An 18676-nucleotide genomic window follows, 5' to 3' on the forward strand; every position below is an offset into this window, starting at 1 on the left:
TAAGTGAACATAACAAAATTTAATGAATTTGAAAATATATTATTTCATATTTGTTTGGATGTTGATTTTGTGCTTGAAAATGAATTTGGCAATTCCTATGATATTCATCCCAATAGACCTTTTAGGGGTAAGGCTGCCAATGGTTTATTGGATGGTCTTTTTAGCGTTACAACAACTTTTACATTAGGCTATGGATCTAAGTTTGGAAGGGGTTATTTGATTATTATTGAGATATTAACTTTAAATTTTGTTAATGCTGAATTTTGGGATAAGATAAATAAAAAGGGTATTGAAATCTTTAAAAAGGGGCTTAAAGATAAATTTCCAAGCAAAAATTTCGACATAGTGCTTGATGGCAATGTTTATAAAATTATTGGGCCATTTTTTAATGATTAGTTATATTATTTCTAGTAATTGAGAATGAATCTTGAGTTATTATTTTTATGTTGTATAATAAGGAGTTTTAATGCAATTTGAAGTAAAGGATCTGATAAATAAAATTAAAAAAGATGGGCTTGAGGAAGCCGAGAGAATATCTAATGGTATTATCTTGAAGGCTAAAAGAGAGGCAGAAGAAATAGTTGCTAAAGCTGAGGAAGCTGCCAGAGAATTAAAGGCAAAATCAGAAAAAGAAGTTGATGATTATAAATGCCATGCTCTTGAAGCTTCTCGTCAGGCAATCAGAGATTTGATTATTGGCGTTGAGAAGAATCTTAAATCTCTTTTTGAGAATGCTTTAAAAGAGAATGTGGCGGAAGTTTTTAGTGATAATAATTTCTTAGCAGAGCTTATAATTAAAATAACTGATTCTTGGGCTAAAGAAGAAAAATTAGTTATTCAATTAAATGAATCTGATTTTTTTAGCTTAGAACAGATATTAAAACTAAAACTTGGAAATAAGCTTAAGGAAGGGGTAGAGATTAAATCTTTCAGGGGTATAAACAAAGGTTTTAAGATTCAAAAAAAGAATGTTGGTTTGCATTATGATTTTTCAGTTGAAACTATTTCAGACATTCTTTTTGATTATCTTAATCCAAGATTTAAGGAAGTTATTAAAGCGGTCTAGGAGACTTTTGTGTTGGATTCATATTATTATGTTTTATCTTCTTTGCCTTATCTTGATTTAAGATCTTTAAAAAATTATAGTGTTTCAGATTTTTTGAATAATATCGAAATTTCTTTAAGCAAAAAGGACTTCAGCTTTTTAAAAGGGCTGCTAGAATCTAATGTAGATAAGGGTAAGTCAAGAGTTGTTGATCTTTTTCTTGATTTTGAAGATACAATAAGGTATACTCTTGCAGTTTTAAGGGCTGATAAATTAGGATTGACCAAAGATTTTTACTTGGAATCCGCTTATTTTTCGAACTATTATCTGAGTATTTTAAAAAATATTTGTTTGAAAGAAAATTCTTTTGAAATAGAATTGGGTTTTGATCTTCTTAAGTGGCAATTTTTGACTGATCTTGAGGTTGGGCATGAATTTGATTTTGAGAAGGTAATAATTTACTTTTTAAAGTTAAGGTTATTTTTAAGGCATAGCTTATTTAAAGAAAAATTGGGTATTCAAAATTTTGACAACATTTGCCAAAATTTAATTGATAAAACTAATGAAAAAGTTTAAGAGTTTAAAAAAGGAATTTTAATGAGGACAAAAGGAAAAGTCGTTGGGGTAAATGGTAACTTAGTTACTATTGAGGTGGAAGGTTCAGTTTCTATGAATGAAGTTTTATTTGTAAAGTCTGCTGGTAGAAATTTAAAAGCAGAAGTGATTCGTGTTAGAGGCTATGAGGTTGATGCACAAGTTTTTGAATTAACAAAAGGGATATCTGTTGGAGATATGGTTGAATTTACGGACAAGCTTTTAACGGTTGAATTAGGTCCAGGTCTTTTGACTCAAGTGTATGATGGACTTCAAAATCCTTTGCCTGAGCTGGCTATTCAATGTGGATTTTTTTTAGAAAGGGGAGTGTATTTAAGGCCTTTGAATAAAGATAAAAAATGGAATTTTAAAAAAACCTCCAAGGTTGGAGACAGTGTTATTGCGGGAGATTTTTTGGGTTTTGTAATTGAAGGAACTGTTCGCCATCAAATAATGATTCCATTTTATAAAAAAGATTCGTATAAAATTGTGGAGATTGTAAATGATGGTGACTATTCGATTGATGAGCAAATTGCTGTTATTGAGGATGATTCTGGTATGAGGCATAATATTACAATGTCTTTTCATTGGCCTGTTAAAATTCCTATTGTTAATTATAAAGAACGACTTATTCCTAGCGAACCTATGTTGACTCAGACTAGAATCATCGATACGTTTTTCCCAGTTGCCAAAGGAGGAACTTTTTGCATTCCGGGGCCTTTTGGAGCTGGAAAGACAGTTCTTCAGCAGGTTACAAGTCGAAATGCTGATGTTGATATAGTGATTATTGCAGCTTGTGGTGAACGAGCAGGAGAAGTGGTAGAAACTCTTAAGGAGTTTCCCGAGTTGATAGATCCAAAGACAGGTAAATCTTTAATGGATAGAACTTGTATTATTTGTAATACAAGTTCTATGCCAGTTGCAGCTAGAGAAGCCTCTGTTTACACCGCTATTACTATTGCTGAATATTATAGGCAGATGGGCCTTGATATTCTTCTTTTGGCAGATTCAACGTCAAGATGGGCGCAAGCTATGAGAGAAATGTCTGGACGTCTTGAGGAAATTCCTGGTGAGGAGGCTTTTCCAGCTTATCTTGAGTCTGTTATTGCTTCCTTTTATGAAAGGGCAGGTATTGTAGTTCTTAATAATGGTGATATTGGGTCTGTAACAGTTGGTGGATCTGTAAGTCCTGCTGGTGGTAATTTTGAAGAGCCAGTTACTCAGGCAACTTTAAAGGTTGTAGGAGCATTCCATGGACTTACAAGAGAAAGGTCTGATGCTAGGAAATTTCCAGCTATTAGTCCTCTTGAATCTTGGAGCAAATATAAAGGTGTTATTGATCTTAAAAAGACGGAATATGCAAGATCTTTTTTGGTAAAAGGTAATGAAATTAATCAAATGATGAAAGTTGTTGGAGAAGAAGGTATAAGTAATGAGGATTTTTTAATTTATTTAAAATCTGAACTTCTTGATTCATGTTATTTGCAACAAAATTCATTTGATTCTGTTGATGCTGCTGTTAATTCAGAGCGTCAAAATTATATGTTTGATATAATTTATAACATTCTTAAAACTAATTTTGAATTTTCTGATAAGCTTCAAGCAAGAGATTTTATAAATGAATTAAGGCAAAATCTTTTAGACATGAATCTTTCTTCTTTTAAAGATTATAAGTTTAATAAATTGGAGCGCACTTTGAGTGAATTAGTAAATTTAAAAAGTTAATTTAAGAGGTTTGGAGAATATATATATATGAAAAGAGTCTATAGTAAGATAGAAGCTATAGCAGGCAATGTAATAACTGTTACAGCTCAAGGTATTAAGTATGGTGAGCTTGCTATTGTAAAATCAAAAGATACAAGTTCTCTAGCTGAAGTAATTAAGCTTGATCGAGAAAGAGTTTCTCTTCAGGTTTATGGTGGCACAAGAGGTGTTTCTACGTCAGACGAGATAAAATTTTTAGGACATTCAATGCAAGTTTCATTTTCTGACAATTTATTGGGTCGAATTTTTGATGGTTCTGGAAATCCTAGAGATGGAGGCCCTTCTCTAGACGATAATTTGATTGAAATTGGAGGGCCTTCTGCAAATCCCGCAAAACGTATTGTTCCTAGAAATATGATAAGAACAGGACTTCCAATGATAGATGTTTTCAATACTCTTGTTGAATCTCAAAAATTACCAATCTTTTCTGTTTCTGGAGAGCCTTATAATGAGCTTCTTGTGAGAATTGCACTTCAAGCAGAAGTTGATTTAATAATTCTTGGGGGAATGGGGCTTAAGCATGATGATTATTTGAGCTTTAAAGATTCTTTAGAAAAAGGAGGTGCTTTAAGTAGGACAATTTTTTTTGTTCATACCGCAAATGATTCTGTTGTTGAATCTTTAACTGTTCCTGATATTTCGCTTTCTGTTGCTGAAAAGTTTGCTCTTAGGGGTAAAAAAGTTTTAGTGCTTCTTACAGATATGACAAATTTTGCTGATGCAATGAAAGAAATATCTATTACAATGGAACAAGTGCCTTCTAACAGAGGTTATCCTGGAGATTTATATTCGCAGCTTGCGTATCGTTATGAAAAAGCTATTGATTTTGAAGGTGCAGGATCGATTACAATACTTGCAGTTACAACTATGCCAGGTGACGATGTTACTCATCCTGTACCTGATAATACTGGGTATATTACAGAAGGTCAGTATTATTTAAAGGGTGGTAGAATAGAACCTTTTGGATCGCTTTCAAGACTTAAGCAAATGGTAAATAGTAAAACTAGAGACGACCACAGGACTATAATGGACTCAATGATTAAACTTTATGCGTCTTCAAAAGAGTCTGTAGAAAAGAAGGCTATGGGATTTAATATGACCAAGTGGGATGAAAAATTGCTCAAATATAGCAACATGTTTGAAAGCAAGATGATGGATTTATCTGTTAATATTCCCTTAGAAAAGGCTTTGGATTTGGGGTGGGACATTCTTGCTAGTTGCTTTAGTCCAAAGGAAACGGGAATAAAAACAGACCTTATTGAAAAATATTGGCCTAAGAAAGAGACTTATTGATTATGTCTAAAATTAAACTGACCAAAAATGATCTTAAAAAGCAAAAAGATGAGCTTAAAATGTATAAGAGATATTTGCCTACTTTGCAACTTAAGAAACAACAGCTTTATATGGAAATTGTTAGAATTGAAAATTCTTACAAAATTAAAAATCTTGAGCAACAAAAGCTTAAGGATAGTATTTCCAATTGGATTTCTCTTTTTAGCGAGAAATTTCCTTTTGAGAGTTGGATTCAAGTAAAAACAGTGGTTAAAAAGTCTTTAAATATTGCAGGTGTTGCAATTCCTATATTTGATTCTATTGAATATGAAGACATAAGGCACGACTTACTTTTTACTCCTTATTGGGTAGATAAAGGAATTGAAGTTCTTAAAATTGCGATTCAAATTGATGCAGAACTTAAAATTTTAAAAAAACAGATTGATTTGCTTTTAAAAGAGTTTCGAATAACATCCCAGAGAGTTAATTTGTTTGAGAAAGTTATGATACCAACAGCTAAGGCTAATATAAAAAAAATTAATATATATCTTGGAGATCAGCAAACTGCTTCTGTTGTGAGAGGTAAAATTGCTAAGTCTAATTTGATTGATAAAAAAAAATAGGAACAAGCTTATGATTGTAAAAATGAAAAAAGTTTTACTCTTAACTTTATCAAAATATAAAAAAGAATCATTAGAAATTTTAAGAGATTTTGGGGCAGTTCATATTAATTCTTGCAATAAAAATTCAGATTCTTTAAAAGAAAGCATTGATAATAGGCGAATTTTAGTGCAAGCTTTTTCTCTGCTTAGAGAAGATGGAGGTGTTAAGGCTTTGAAATCTTCTAATGGTAATTTTTTAGATATTGCAAAAAGCATAGTCAATTTGGGCAATGAGATTAAAGAATTTCAAGATATTAAACGGTCTTTATTGCATGAAAGGAATTTGATTTCCGTTTGGGGAAGCTTTTCCTTAGAACATATTGATCAATTGAAAGAATCTAACATTTATATTCAATTTTTTAAAATCCAAAAAAGTGAATATAAAAATTTATTAAAAGACCCCAATGTTAATGTGTTTTTGATTAAAAATGTTAAAAACATTTCTTATTTTGTGAGCGTTGGCGAGTTTGAGCAAAAAATTGAAGTTGCTGATGAGTTTAAGTTTAATTTTGATCTTGATTATATTAATAATAAATTAAAGGTTGTTAATGAGATTCTAGATCAAAAATTAACTCAAATTTCTCTTTTTAACAAATACATTGATATTTTAGGAGATGAGATAAAAAATTACGATCAAATCGTAGAGTTTGAACAAGTTTTAGCTGACATGCAAACTGATTTTGAGGATTTTTCATATGTTATAGGGTTTATTCCGGCTGAAAGTCAAGAGTCTCTTAAAAGCTCTGTGTTAAAAGCAGGTTTTGCAGTGCAGTTCGCAGATCCTGAGGAAAATGATGTTATTCCGACTTATATAAAGAGAAAAGGAATCGCCAATTTAGCTGCACCTATTTTTAATATTTTAGAGACAATTCCTGGGTATAAAGAAAGGGATATAAGCTTTATTTTTATGTTATTTTTCTTTGTGTTTTTTGGCATGATAGTAGGCGATGCGGCTTATGGGGTGATATTTTTTTTAATAGGAATTTTGCTTAGTTTGATTTTTATTCTTAAGGGAAAACCCTTAACATCGGTTCATGGTTTAATATTTTATCTTAGTATATCATCGATACTTTATGGTTCTATGACTGGGACTTGGTTTGGCAGTCCTTTAATTCTTGAAATGTTTCCTATTTTAAATTCATTTAAAGTTAGTTACTTGACAGAAAAAAATAGTATGCAAAATATTATTTTTATCTGCTTTTCAATAGGAGTTTTACAAATTTGCTTGGCTCACGTTTGGAATTTTTTCAGACAAATAAAAGAAAGGCCCCATATTCATTCAATTGCACAGATTGGTTGGCTTATAAGTATAGTTGGCCTTTATTATCTTGTTTTGAATTTAATACTCAGTCAATCTCGATTTCCTATGTATAATACTGTTTATAATATAATATATCTTGGTGTTGTGCTTGTGTTTGTTTTTGGCAAACAAGATGGTTCAAATTTTTTCAAGTGTATATTGAAAAGTTTTGGGGGCATTATAGAACAATTTTTAACCACTGTGTCAGGATTTGCGGATATAATATCTTATATTAGACTTTTTGCTGTTGGGCTTGCAGGACTTTCAATATCGGCGAGTTTTAATGCTATGTCGATGCCTTTGTTAAAATCCTCTAATATCGGGCTTATAGTAGCTGGGATTATTGTTATACTTTTTGGGCATATTCTAAATATAATGTTATCTTTACTTTCAGTAATTGTTCACGGGGTAAGGCTTAATATGCTTGAATTTTCAAACCATTTAGGGCAAGAATGGAGTGGATATGCGTATAAGCCTTTTAGAAAAATAAAAAATAAATAAAAAATAAATAAAAAATAAATAAAAAATAAATAAAAAATAAATAAAAAAAAGGAGTACTTATGGATATAGGTTTAATAGGAGTTAATTCAGCTTTGACAATCTCAGCAATAGGTTCTGCGTTAGGTATGGGAGCAGCGGGTAGTGCTGCTATTGGAGCCTGGAAGAGATGCTATATGCAAGGAAAGCCTGCGCCATTTCTATTGATTGTTTTTGTATCAGCACCATTAACCCAAATAATATATGGATATATTTTAATGAACACGTTATATGAGGTAATGATGCAGACAAATCCATGGCTGTTGCTTGGAGCTGGCTTTGGAGGTGGATTTGCGATTGCTGTTTCTGGATATGCTCAAGGTAAAGCAGCAGCAGGAGCTTGCGATGCTTTTTCTGAGACCGGAAAAGGATTTGCTACGTACCTATTAGTTTTAGGATTAATAGAATCTGTTGCTCTTTTTGTAATGGTATTTTTAATGATATTTAAGTTTGTTTAATTTTGATTTATTATTTCTTTTTAATATTAAATTTTATCGTAATTTATGGGTTAATTTAATATATTTATATTATGAGAAATTTGGTTGTATTTTTTCTTGCTCTACCTTTTTCTATTTCTTTGAATTCTTCAAGTAATAAAAATTTTCCGTATTGGATTTTGCTTGAAAAAGGTAGACAATTTCTTTATTCTAAATCTGAATTTAGTAAATCTAATCTTACACATGCTATTAATTATTTGCATGAAGCTTTGCTTAGGAAAGGTATTTATCCCGAGGCCAGCTATTATTTGTCGGTAGCTTACGGTATGTCTGGCAATACTGTTCTTGAGAAATTGAACCTTTACAAGTCTTTTGAAGACAAAGATTATTTATTAGATGAATCTTTTGAAAAAAAAATACTTTTTTCTTTAGCCAAAATGGCTGAACTTGAAAATAATTATGTTGATATGATTGATTATTTAAATGATATATTAAATAAGTTTTCAACCAAAAAAGATTATTATAGTTATCATGATTATTCTCAAAATTATTCTCAAGTCGAGAATAATGCGCCAAACGATAAATTTAATGTTTCATTTTATCTAACTTCTTATTTAAAACAAGTAAGAGGAGCTTTTGGTATTGATTTTACTTTTAAGCTTTACAGGTTTAAGAACTATAATGTTATTGATACTCACCAATTATTGTCAAAAGTTTATTTGCGCTCAAAGGCTTATGAACTATCAATTACTCATGGACTTATAGCCGCAGTAGGGATTTTAACGAGAATGTATGATTATGTTTGTTATTATGAACCTGTTTATCAGTTTAAGAATTTAAGGTCTTTTGTTCAAAAAATTAATGAGTATAAGGCAATAAAAAATGCTTTTGAATCTACAGATTTTTGGGAAATAGTTTATAATGTTGCTGTTGCTACTTATGCATATTCTAATGGTAGTTATGGATTTAGAGCAATAGATACTTGGAAATTGATAGTGGATCTTGCGCCAAGATTTTCTCCTTACATTGCCAAATCAAGAAGTCAAATTAAAAATTATGTATATAAGAAAAAGTAAATTTTAAATCTTGATTTTGTAGTTCAGGGGGAATGAATATTAGTAGCCATAAGAAAAATTTTTGCATTATTGCGCACATTGATCATGGTAAGTCGACATTAGCCGATCGATTTATTCAAAAGGCCAAAATAATATCTGATCGTGATTTTAAAAGTCAAATGCTTGACAGTATGGAGATTGAGCGAGAAAGAGGGATTACAATAAAAAGTCAAGCAGTAACAATCACTTACGAAAGTAATGCTGGGGATTTTTACGAATTAAATTTTGTAGATACCCCAGGTCATGTTGATTTTTCTTATGAAGTCTCAAGAGCAATTTCATCTTGTGAGGGCGCTCTTTTATTAATTGATGCAAGTCAGGGAATACAAGCCCAGACCGTTTCTAATTTTTATATGGCTTTTGAGCATGATTTAGAAATTATTCCTGTTATTAATAAAATAGATCTTCCGAATGCTAATATTGATTTTGTAAAAAAACAAATAAAAAATGATTTAGGATTAAATGAAGAAATTGCTATTTTGATTTCTGCTAAGAATGGAATAGGAATTGATGATTTGCTTGAAGCTATTTGTAAGTACGTGCCATCGCCTAGAGGAAGTATTAAGGCTCCATTAAAGGCATTAATCTTTGATTCACATTATGATTCTTATAGAGGAGTTATTGTTCACTTTAGGATTTTTGAAGGACAAATAAAAACAGGTGATAGGATTAGACTAATGCATACTGATAGTGAGTATTTAATTGAGGAAATTGGAGTTTTTAAAATATCACTTGAAAGAAAAGATAGGTTAGAAGCAGGAGATGTTGGATATTTTATTGCGGGAATAAAAAATATATCAGATGTAAAGATTGGAGATACAGTAACTCTTTGTGATTATCCCGCAGTAGCTCCCCTTGAGGGATTTAAGGAAATTAAGCCTGTAGTGTTTTCTTCAGTTTATCCTGTTGATGCCAATCAATACGATGATCTTTTAAAGGCAATGGATAGATTAAAGCTTAATGATGCGTCGTTAACATTTGAAAAAGATTCATCATCGGCTCTTGGACATGGTTTTAAGTGCGGATTTCTTGGTCTTTTGCATTTGGAGGTTATTCAAGAACGTATCGAGCGTGAATTTGATTTAAATGTGATATTGACTTCTCCTTCTGTTAGATACAAAATAATTTCTAAAAAGGGGGAATCTTATTTTATTGAAAGTCCTGAACAATTTCCTGGAAATGAAGCTATTGAAAGTATTCTTGAGCCTTATATTAGAGCTAATATAATTGTTCCTACAGAATTTTTAGGGAATATTATGAGTGTGTGTTTGTTAAAAAGAGGGATTCAGACAAACTTAATTTATCTTGATACCAAACGTGTTGAACTTATTTATAAAATGCCCCTTTCTGAAATCCTTTTTGATTTTTATGATAAGATTAAATCCGTGAGTCGTGGATATGCGTCTTTTGATTATGAACTTTTAGATTATGAATATACAGATTTAGTAAGGTTAGATATATTAGTTAATGGGGATAGAGTTGATGCACTTTCACAATTGGTTTTTAAAGATAGTGCAAGAACTAAGGCAACCGGGATTTGTAAGAAGTTAAAAAATGAAATAGCAAGACAGCAATTTAAAATAGCTATTCAAGGAGCTATTGGCTCTAACGTTATTGCTAGAGAGACAATCTCTCCTGTTAGAAAAGATGTTACTGCTAAGTGTTATGGCGGAGATATTACTCGTAAGCGAAAACTTTTAGAAAAGCAAAAAGAAGGTAAAAAGCGAATGAAAATGGTAGGAAATGTTGAGATTCCACAAAGCGTTTTTCTTGCAGTTCTTAAATCCAATGATAATTGAATATGTTTTTGATTTTTGAAGGTATGTGATTGTCAAAGCCCCTAGAAATGCGATAAAATATTTTTGTTATTGCTTATTTAAAATTAGTTGCATGTAGTTTAAATTTATATGGAGTAATTTTTATGCTTAAGTCTAATAAAGTCGTTCTTATTGGATCTGGTGGGGTAGGTTCAAGCTTTGCTTATGCTTTGACAATAGACAATTCTCTTGTACATGAACTTGTAATTGTTGATGTTAATGAAAATAAAGCAAAAGGTGAGGTCATGGACCTTAATCATGGTCAGATGTTTTTAAATAAGAATATTAATGTATTGTTTGGGACTTACAAAGATTGCGTTAATGCAGATATTGTTGTAATTACAGCAGGACTTAATCAAAAACCAGGTGAAACAAGACTTGATTTGGTTGATAAAAATTCTAAAATTTTTAAAGATATTGTAACCAATGTTGTATCTAGTGGATTTGATGGTATTTTTGTTGTTGCAACTAATCCTGTAGATATTATGACTTATGTTACAATGAAATATTCTAAATTTCCTGTTCATAAGGTTATTGGTACTGGTACTATTCTAGATACTTCAAGACTTAGATATTTTTTAAGTGATCGTTTTAATGTTAACACCCAAAATATACATTCATATATAATGGGGGAGCATGGTGATAGTTCTTTTGCTACTTGGGATGAAACAAAAATAGCAATGAAGCCTTTATCAGAATATCTTGCTGAAGGCAAAATAACTGAGCCAGAGCTTGATGAAATTCATAAAAAGGTTGTAAATGCTGCTTATGAGGTGATTAGGCTCAAAGGAGCAACTTATTATGCTATTGGACTTGGTATTAAGAATATTGTAAATGCAATAATTGGTGATCAGAATATTATTTTGCCAATATCTTCTTATATTAATGGTCAGTATGGGGGATTAGTTAAAGATATTTATATTGGAGCACCTGCCATGGTTTGTAAGGAAGGAGTCAAAGAAGTTTTAAACTTTAAGATAAGTCCTAAAGAACTTGAGAGATTTAATAGTTCAGCTAAACAGCTTAAAAGCTATATTGATAAAATAGAATTTTAGTTTTAAGAAATGTAATTTTAATTTTAAGATCCCAAATATTTGGGATCTTTATTTTTCAAGCATATTTTCTCCATTTTTTCTATGTTCAATTGCTTCAAGTAAAGCTTCTCTTGAAATATTTTCTTCTTCTTTTAAATCGGAGATTGTTCTTGCAATTTTTAGTATTGAATGTGTTGCTCTTGAGGATATATTGAGCTTGTTTAGAATGTAAATCAAATCATTTTTTAAAATTGCTTCTAATCCGCAAAATTTTTCAATGTGATCAGAATTAAGATCAGAATTTTTATTTATGTTTGTAAAATTTTCGTATCTTATATTTTGAATGTTTCTTGCTTTTATTATTCTTTGTTTTATTTCATTTGAACTTTCACTTGTTTCGTTGAGTAATTTTTCATTATTAATTGCTCTTGTTGGAACTCTAATATCAATTCTGTCAAGCATTGCGGCTCCAAGTTTTTTCCAATAATTTGAAATTTCTTGTTGTGAGCAAAAACAATCTGTATTTTTTTTGCCAAGATTTCCACAAGGGCAAAGATTCATTGCAAGCATTAATTGAAAATTGGCTGGATATCTGAATAATTTGGAACTTGCTCTTGAGATTGAAATTGATTTGTCTTCAACAGGTTCACGTAAAGATTGTAAGATAGATTTTTTAAATTCTAAAGCTTCATCTAGAAATAATATTCCATTGTGGGCAAGAGATACTTCTCCGGGTAAAGGATTAGACCCCCCCCCAATTATTCCTTCTTTACTAGCAGTATGGTGGGGATTTCTAAAAGGTCTTTGTTTTATTATTTTTTTGTCTATTAATTTCCCCGATATTGACCATATTCTATTTGTTTCTATCAATTCTTTGTTTGTAAGTGGAGGAAGAATAGATTGAGCACATTTAATACTAAGTGTTTTCCCACTTCCAGGTGGACCAAATAACATGATGTTGTGCCCACCTGCAATTGCTATTTCAATTGCTCTTTTTACTCTATGTTGTCCTTTTATATTTTTAAAGTCATAATCCAAGATACAATTTTGCTCAATTGTTGTTTTTGGCTTAATACTTGTTCTTGGGGGAAGTATATTATCGTTTAATTGTTCTACTATTTTTATAGTTTCTTTTAAATCTTTAGCACCCCAAATATGCAAGTCATCTATTAGTCGAGCTTCTTCTAAATTTTCAAGAGGAACTATTGCAAATTTTATTTTGTTTTCTTTGGCAAGTGCAATGGCTGGTAAAACTGCTTTTATTGATCTTATTTTGCCATCCAATTGCAATTCTCCTAATATTAAGATTTCTAAATTTTTATTATTTGTGTTTTCTTGGATTTTAATGATGCTAATAGCAATTGAAAGGTCAAGAGCTGTTCCAAGCTTTTTAATTCCAGCTGGTGCAAGATTTATTAATATTCTATCTTTAGGGAAATGAAAATTTGAATTCTTAATAGCTGATTTTACTCTTTCTCTTGATTCTTTAATTTCGCTTCCAGCAAGTCCTACGATATCAATTCCAGAAATTCCTTTTTTAATGTCTATTTCAATCTCAATTAGTTCTCCTTCATATCCTATTGATGAGTGTGAATAGATTTTCATCTAAGAGCTCTCCTTAAGGGCTTATAGTTTTCCAAGCTATCTTTCAATGATATGTATGGCAGTAAAAAACAGTCTTTTCTATTTGTATTTGTGAATATGTTAAAAATTTTTAAACTTGCGTCAATTTCTTCTAGGTTTACAAAATCACCGTTTATCACTTTTTGTGCCAAGTTTAGAATTTCTAGTTTTGGCTTGTTATTGCACAATTTGTTTAAAGCGTTGGCGCTTGCAAGTAAAATCATGCATCCGGATGCATGATGTTTTAAATTAAATTTTCCATTATTTTCTTCTTTTATTTGGAATAAAATTTGATCTCCACATTTAGATTGATGTTTAAAATTTTGGGTTGTTTTTACTTTATGTATTATGTACGTATTTATTTTACTAAGCCTTATTAAATTTTTTTTAGTTTTTTCAGTGAGCATAATTTAATTTTATTTTTTTTGATTTATTAAATCAATAATAAAAGATAATATGAAGTTTGTTTTCTAAATGTTTATGAAAGCTCTTTTATTACTTTTTTTAAACCCAATATGAAAATATCAATTTCTTCTTGTGTATTATAAAAATAAAAACTAATTCTTAGAAGGTGGTTTTTGTTTAGATTTTCTGGAAAAAATGCTACATAAGAACAAGTTTTTCCGGCTCTAGTTGCTATTCCCATTGTATCTAGATAGGTTTCAATATCGTGTGAGTGAATGTTTTTTACCGTAAATGATATTATTGAATTTCTTTTAAGATTTTTGTTTAGTAAAAATTCGACTTCATCAAGTTCTTGTAATTTTTTTACCCCATATTCTATTAATTGCTGGTCATGTTCTAAAATAAATTCCATAGAAATATTGTTGATATATTTTATTGCCTCTTCAAGTCCAATAATTCCTGCAATATTTGGGGTTCCCGGTTCAAATTTATTAGGAGCATCAAGTGATTTGAATTTAATTTTTTCATTTTCTATGAATATTTCTTCTACACTATTTCCTCCTAATTTTGAGCTATTGAGCTTTTCAGCCATATTATTTGAAATGTATAAAATTCCTATTCCTGTTGGAGCAAGCATTTTATGTCCAGAAAATACTAAAAAGTCACAGCCAATTTTTTTGACATCTATTTTTGTATGAGGTGCCATTTGCGCAGCGTCTACAAAAAGACTTATATTATATTTTTTTGCAATTTTTCCGATAGATTCTAAATCATTAATGGTCCCTAAGGTATTATTGATTCCCGAAATACTGATGAGCTTTGTTTTTTCCGTAATAAGCTTTTCAATTTCTTCAGGAGTAATAATTCCCATTTCATTGAATTTAGCAAACTTAATTGTTAGATTAGCTAATTTTGCAAGATTTGCCCATGGAAGCAAATTACTATTATGTTCAAGGGTTGTAAGAATAATTTCATCTTTTTTTTTAAAGTATTTTGAGTGAAAAAATGAGTTTGCAATAGTATTAATTCCATCTGTAGTTCCAGAATTAAATATTATATTTTTTACAGATTCTGCATTAATAAAATTTTTTACAAGTTCTCTTGTTTTTTCTATTTTTATGCTAGATTGAATTGCAAATTTATGTCCACTTCTGTGTACATTTGCGTTATAATTTTCGTAGTATTCAATGCTAGAATAAATTACTTTTTTGGGCTTTTGAGTTGTTGCCGCATTGTCAAAATAAATTATGTGCTTATTGTCAAACTGTTTATTTAAAATAGGGAAATCTTTTCTTAAAAATTTTACCTTTTCGGCATTGCTTTTTATTTGTTTGAAATCCATAATCCTTACAAGTTCCTTTGTTTCAATTTTTAGTTTTTAATTATTATAGCATTATTTTTTATTACACAAAAAAAATTTAAAATGATTATTAATTAATAATCATTTTAAATTTGAAATTTATTTTTTTGTATAAATTTTGTTTATTGGTTATGTTTTTTGATTATGATATACTCGTTTATATGAAAGAAGTGATTTATAGATTTGAAAAAGCTGAAGATTATAAATTGGTACCTGTTAATAATATTTATGGAAATGTGACTAATACAGGAGAGATTTTTTGTGATCTTGTTTTTGAGTCTACAGAGATTTCTGAGGAGATTGCTTATACAAAAACCAAAGAAGGTGTTTTGGAAGAGGCTTCAAAAGAATTAAAGCGTGGAGAAGAGGGAAAAATAGTATTAATCAACTCTTTTATAGGGATTTCTATTACAAAGACTACTGCTAGAAATATTGCTTATTGGCTTTTAAAAAAAGTCGATGAATTAGAAGATAATGAATAGTAAAACATCCGAAGATAGAATTAAGATTTATTTATCAAAACTTAGGAAGCATAAAAATAAAATTTTAAGCAAAAAAAGTATTAAAAATATTATTGAAATATCAGATATTTCTGATAATGATATTGAAAATATGGGATTTCATTTTAGAAGATCTTATACTAGAGTTAAAAGATTTGTAGATATGGGCAAGATAGATGTTGCTTTTAGAGAGCTTGAATCTATCTATTTTTATTCTCTTCACGATAAATCAATGTTTAGTTTATTTTTTTTTCTTTTTAAGGAGATTACTGATAAGGTAAATACTAAAGAATCTAAGAAAAAAATGATCCATGTAAATTTACAAGCAAAAGAATTTGGAATAAGAAATGATTTGGATTTAATCGACTATTATGAATCTAAGAAATCTAAGAGCAGAATTATAATATTAACTTTGAGTTCTATCTTGATATTTTTTATTTCTTTGATTACTTACAGATCTTTTCAGAGTTTCATTGGTTCAAATGAAGATGGTAAAATGCCTTTAAAAGAAAAATTTACTTCCTCTTTTACATCGCAAGGCCTTCCCCCTATTACTAGGGCTACTGATTTAGTAGTTGAATCTCTTAATCCTATTTTACATCCCAAGGATTTATATTATATAGAGATAGAGGATGCTAAAGTTTTAGTTTTTGAAGATGCTCATTTGTATCAGCTTAAAGCGGGGGTTGTTTCAACAACTCATCCTGTTAAAAAGATTTCCTACAGAGTTTCAGTTTATGATGATATTGGTAAATCTGTGTTTAATCGAGTTTTTGACAAAGAAAGTGATTTTTTTGCAAAATGGGGTAAAAATGTTTATATTCCAATTGATGTTATATCAAGTATACCAAGAGCTATTGATGTTAACCCTAAAAGGGTCGTGTTAGATATTATTGGGATTGATTTTTTTGAAAATGTTGATGACAAAATTGGTGTAAATCTCGACTCAGATTCTTTTATATTAAAATTTAAATATATTGGAAATTATTTTAAAAAGTCTTTTGGTATTTGTAAGGCTAATACTGTAATAGAGGTTTTCAATTCTTCAAAAGATGTTATTAAAAATTTGGAAATTGAAATTAGTTATATTGATAAGGATGGCAGAATTATTAGATCTTTAAGACGCAAATTAATCTCTTCTGCTAATTCTTTTTTAAAATCTAAATCTAAACAAAGTTTTACAATTAGTACGATTTTCCCAAATGAGATTTATCCCACAATTGAAAAGGATTTTTCATCTATTAAAATTTATAACGTGATAATTAAATAGAATCTCAAATTATCTTAAGATTTCTTTTTCTTTTAGATTTGAAATAATGTTAAGCGGAATTAGTGTAGTTAGAATGCTTATTAACATGTATAAGCCAAGAAGTGTTAGACTAAAGTTCAGGCTTAAATCTATTTGAAATTCAGATACATAATATTCTGAGTTTAATATTTCAGAGTATTCTTCTCCAAATATTGTTAAAAAAAAGTTTAAAACATTATCAACAAAGTTTATTAAATAAGATATTTTAAGCGTTAAATAATTTCCAATTATTATTCCAATTCCACAAAAGGCGGTACTTAATGTGAATGATATTAAAAGAAATATTATTTTTATGTTTAAATTATTCATACCAATTGATTTTAGAATTGCAATTTTCTTTTTATTTTCAAAAATAAGCATCGAAAGGGACGAAGATATATTGATGCTTGCAAATATTATAATCAAAGCCATAATGAATATTAAAAGTTTTTTACTTATGTCTAGATTATTGTATTTATTTAAGTAAAGTTCATAGAATGTTTGTATTTGGAATTCTTGAAATTCAGTTTCTAAATCCTTTTTTAAAATTTCATTGTTCTTCATGGAATTGGAATTTATTTTGAGTCCAATTATGCTTTTTGAAAAATTTTTTGACATTAAATTTTCATTTTCAAAAGAAATTAACACTAAATTATTATCAATATCTTTTAGTCCGGTTTCAATTATTCCTGAGATATTAAATTTTTTTATTCTAGGTATTATTTTATTGTTTTTTGTATTTGGAATCAAAATGTCAATTTTTTCATTGAGACTCAAATTAAGTTTGTTTTTTATTTGATTTGAAATGAGTATAGAATCTTTTTCCAGGTTTTTAGTACCTTTTATTAATTCTATTGATTTGTTTTTCAGTATGAATTCATTTTCTATCGCTCTTATTAATACACCTTGTTTTTTATTATTTCCAATAATTCCATAAGTTCTTTTCTCGAAAGAATAATTTAAATCTTTGTAATTATATTTTTTTTTAAATGAGCTTAATCTGTCTTTTAGGTAATGAGTTTTATTTGTGTCGTTGTATTCTATTTGTATGGAAAATCCTTCACTTTCAATGTATTTATTAATAGTAGAAGTCATAATATTGCTAGACATATAGTAGACAATGATTAATGGAATCATTACTAAACTTAACGATATTCCAGAACCTATTAAAGCTATTTTATTGGCTGAGTTTTTAAAAATTATATATGCAATTTTTGTAATTTCTGTTAGTTTTAAAAGCATCATATTTTTTTTAATGTTCCATCTCTAAATTCATATTTTGAATCTGCTTTGTTTGCAAATTGAGGGTTGTGACTAACTAGTATTAAGGTTTTTTTAAAATTTTTTGATGTATTGATAAGTAGATTTTCTACAGCTTTAGCTGTGCTTGAGTCCAAATTCCCCGTAGGTTCATCACATAAGATTATATTAGGTTCATTGATTAATGCTCTAGCAATGGCGACCCTTTGTGATTCTCCCCCTGAGAGTTCTGAAGGATAATGTTTTGCTCTGTTTTCTATTTTTAATATTTTCATTAGTTCCAGAGCTTTTTTATTTACTTTTGCTTTTGTTTCTTGGCCTGATATAATTTTGGGTAAAATTATATTTTCAATTACGTTTAATTCGTTTATTAAATTATAATTTTGAAATACTAAGCCTATTTGTCTGTTTTTATACAAACTTAATGTTTTTTCATTTGCATTTTTTAAAGATATTCCACACGATATTATCTCTCCAGAATCTATTTTATCAATTCCCGAAATCATATTAAAAAGAGTTGATTTTCCGCAACCACTTTTTCCTTGAATTGAAATAAATTCACCTTTTGTTACAATTAAGTTTAAATTTTCTATTACTTGAATTTTTGTTTTATTTTTTTTGTATGCTTTGCAGAGATTTTTTATAATTAATATATTTTCCATT

At 29.2% G+C, this 18676-nt stretch carries 18 protein-coding genes; 13 read left to right on the top strand and 5 right to left on the bottom strand.

All coding sequences use genetic code 11. The annotated features are described in order from the left end of the window. Positions 1 to 3: 3 nt before the first annotated feature. The 11 genes from QIA41_RS03795 to QIA41_RS03845 all read left to right on the top strand — a co-directional run bounded on the left by QIA41_RS03795 (position 4) and on the right by QIA41_RS03845 (position 11598). A complete protein-coding gene (locus tag QIA41_RS03795; protein WP_320292692.1) occupies positions 4 to 396 on the top strand; it encodes a hypothetical protein in 393 nt (130 codons plus the stop codon). 70 nt (positions 397 to 466) lie between these two features. Continuing rightward, complete coding sequence (locus QIA41_RS03800) at positions 467 to 1066, top strand: V-type ATP synthase subunit E (protein WP_320292693.1); 600 nt, start codon at positions 467 to 469, stop codon at positions 1064 to 1066. Between the two features lie 9 nt (positions 1067 to 1075). Further along, positions 1076 to 1621 (top strand): hypothetical protein, encoded by a 546-nt coding sequence (locus QIA41_RS03805; protein WP_320292694.1) that lies wholly within the window; start codon positions 1076 to 1078, stop codon positions 1619 to 1621. Between the two features lie 21 nt (positions 1622 to 1642). Beyond that, positions 1643 to 3364, top strand: a complete 1722-nt coding sequence (locus tag QIA41_RS03810) for a V-type ATP synthase subunit A (RefSeq protein WP_320292695.1) — start codon at positions 1643 to 1645, stop codon at positions 3362 to 3364. Positions 3365 to 3391: 27 nt separating this feature from the next. Then, positions 3392 to 4696 (top strand): V-type ATP synthase subunit B, encoded by a 1305-nt coding sequence (locus tag QIA41_RS03815; protein ID WP_320292696.1) that lies wholly within the window; start codon positions 3392 to 3394, stop codon positions 4694 to 4696. Positions 4697 to 4698: 2 nt separating this feature from the next. Further along, on the top strand, positions 4699 to 5298 hold the full coding sequence (locus tag QIA41_RS03820) for a V-type ATP synthase subunit D (protein WP_320292697.1): 600 nt from the start codon (positions 4699 to 4701) through the stop codon (positions 5296 to 5298). A gap of 10 nt (positions 5299 to 5308) precedes the next feature. Continuing rightward, positions 5309 to 7138 (top strand): V-type ATP synthase subunit I, encoded by a 1830-nt coding sequence (locus tag QIA41_RS03825; protein WP_320292698.1) that lies wholly within the window; start codon positions 5309 to 5311, stop codon positions 7136 to 7138. Between the two features lie 59 nt (positions 7139 to 7197). After that, entirely contained in the window at positions 7198 to 7632 is a 435-nt protein-coding gene (locus QIA41_RS03830; protein ID WP_320292699.1) for a V-type ATP synthase subunit K, read from the top strand. 71 nt (positions 7633 to 7703) lie between these two features. Continuing rightward, positions 7704 to 8687, top strand: coding sequence for a hypothetical protein (locus tag QIA41_RS03835; protein ID WP_320292700.1), 984 nt, complete (start codon positions 7704 to 7706; stop codon positions 8685 to 8687). Between the two features lie 32 nt (positions 8688 to 8719). Further along, positions 8720 to 10525 (top strand): translation elongation factor 4, encoded by a 1806-nt coding sequence (lepA, locus tag QIA41_RS03840; protein WP_320292701.1) that lies wholly within the window; start codon positions 8720 to 8722, stop codon positions 10523 to 10525. Positions 10526 to 10647: 122 nt separating this feature from the next. After that, positions 10648 to 11598 carry an L-lactate dehydrogenase gene (locus QIA41_RS03845; protein ID WP_320292702.1) on the top strand — a complete coding sequence of 317 codons (951 nt, stop codon included), beginning with the start codon at positions 10648 to 10650 and terminating at the stop codon, positions 11596 to 11598. 48 nt (positions 11599 to 11646) lie between these two features. On the opposite strand, the gene QIA41_RS03850 is transcribed toward QIA41_RS03845, so the two are convergent. From QIA41_RS03850 to QIA41_RS03860, 3 genes are all read right to left on the bottom strand, one after another. After that, a complete protein-coding gene (locus tag QIA41_RS03850) occupies positions 11647 to 13182 on the bottom strand; it encodes a YifB family Mg chelatase-like AAA ATPase (RefSeq protein WP_320292703.1) in 1536 nt (511 codons plus the stop codon). Continuing rightward, on the bottom strand, positions 13179 to 13607 hold the full coding sequence (locus QIA41_RS03855) for an iron-sulfur cluster assembly scaffold protein (protein WP_320292704.1): 429 nt from the start codon (positions 13605 to 13607) through the stop codon (positions 13179 to 13181). Before QIA41_RS03855 ends, QIA41_RS03850 begins: the two co-directional genes overlap by 4 nt. A 71-nt stretch (positions 13608 to 13678) precedes the next feature. Then, complete coding sequence (locus tag QIA41_RS03860; RefSeq protein ID WP_320292705.1) at positions 13679 to 14947, bottom strand: cysteine desulfurase; 1269 nt, start codon at positions 14945 to 14947, stop codon at positions 13679 to 13681. A gap of 179 nt (positions 14948 to 15126) precedes the next feature. Between QIA41_RS03860 and QIA41_RS03865 the strand changes: the two genes are divergently transcribed. Continuing rightward, a complete protein-coding gene (locus QIA41_RS03865; RefSeq protein WP_004792306.1) occupies positions 15127 to 15447 on the top strand; it encodes a hypothetical protein in 321 nt (106 codons plus the stop codon). Continuing rightward, on the top strand, positions 15437 to 16735 hold the full coding sequence (locus QIA41_RS03870) for a hypothetical protein (RefSeq protein WP_320292808.1): 1299 nt from the start codon (positions 15437 to 15439) through the stop codon (positions 16733 to 16735). Before QIA41_RS03865 ends, QIA41_RS03870 begins: the two co-directional genes overlap by 11 nt. Positions 16736 to 16744: 9 nt before the next feature. Here the strand turns inward: QIA41_RS03870 and QIA41_RS03875 are convergent, their stop codons facing one another. Both QIA41_RS03875 and QIA41_RS03880 read right to left on the bottom strand, forming a co-directional pair. After that, positions 16745 to 17998 (bottom strand): ABC transporter permease, encoded by a 1254-nt coding sequence (locus tag QIA41_RS03875; RefSeq protein ID WP_407653023.1) that lies wholly within the window; start codon positions 17996 to 17998, stop codon positions 16745 to 16747. Then, complete coding sequence (locus QIA41_RS03880) at positions 17995 to 18675, bottom strand: ABC transporter ATP-binding protein (protein ID WP_320292706.1); 681 nt, start codon at positions 18673 to 18675, stop codon at positions 17995 to 17997. Before QIA41_RS03880 ends, QIA41_RS03875 begins: the two co-directional genes overlap by 4 nt. Between the last annotated feature and the right edge of the window lies 1 nt (position 18676).

The sequence above is a fragment of the Borreliella sinica genome, from assembly GCF_033969665.2.
GTDB lineage: Bacteria > Spirochaetota > Spirochaetia > Borreliales > Borreliaceae > Borreliella > Borreliella sinica.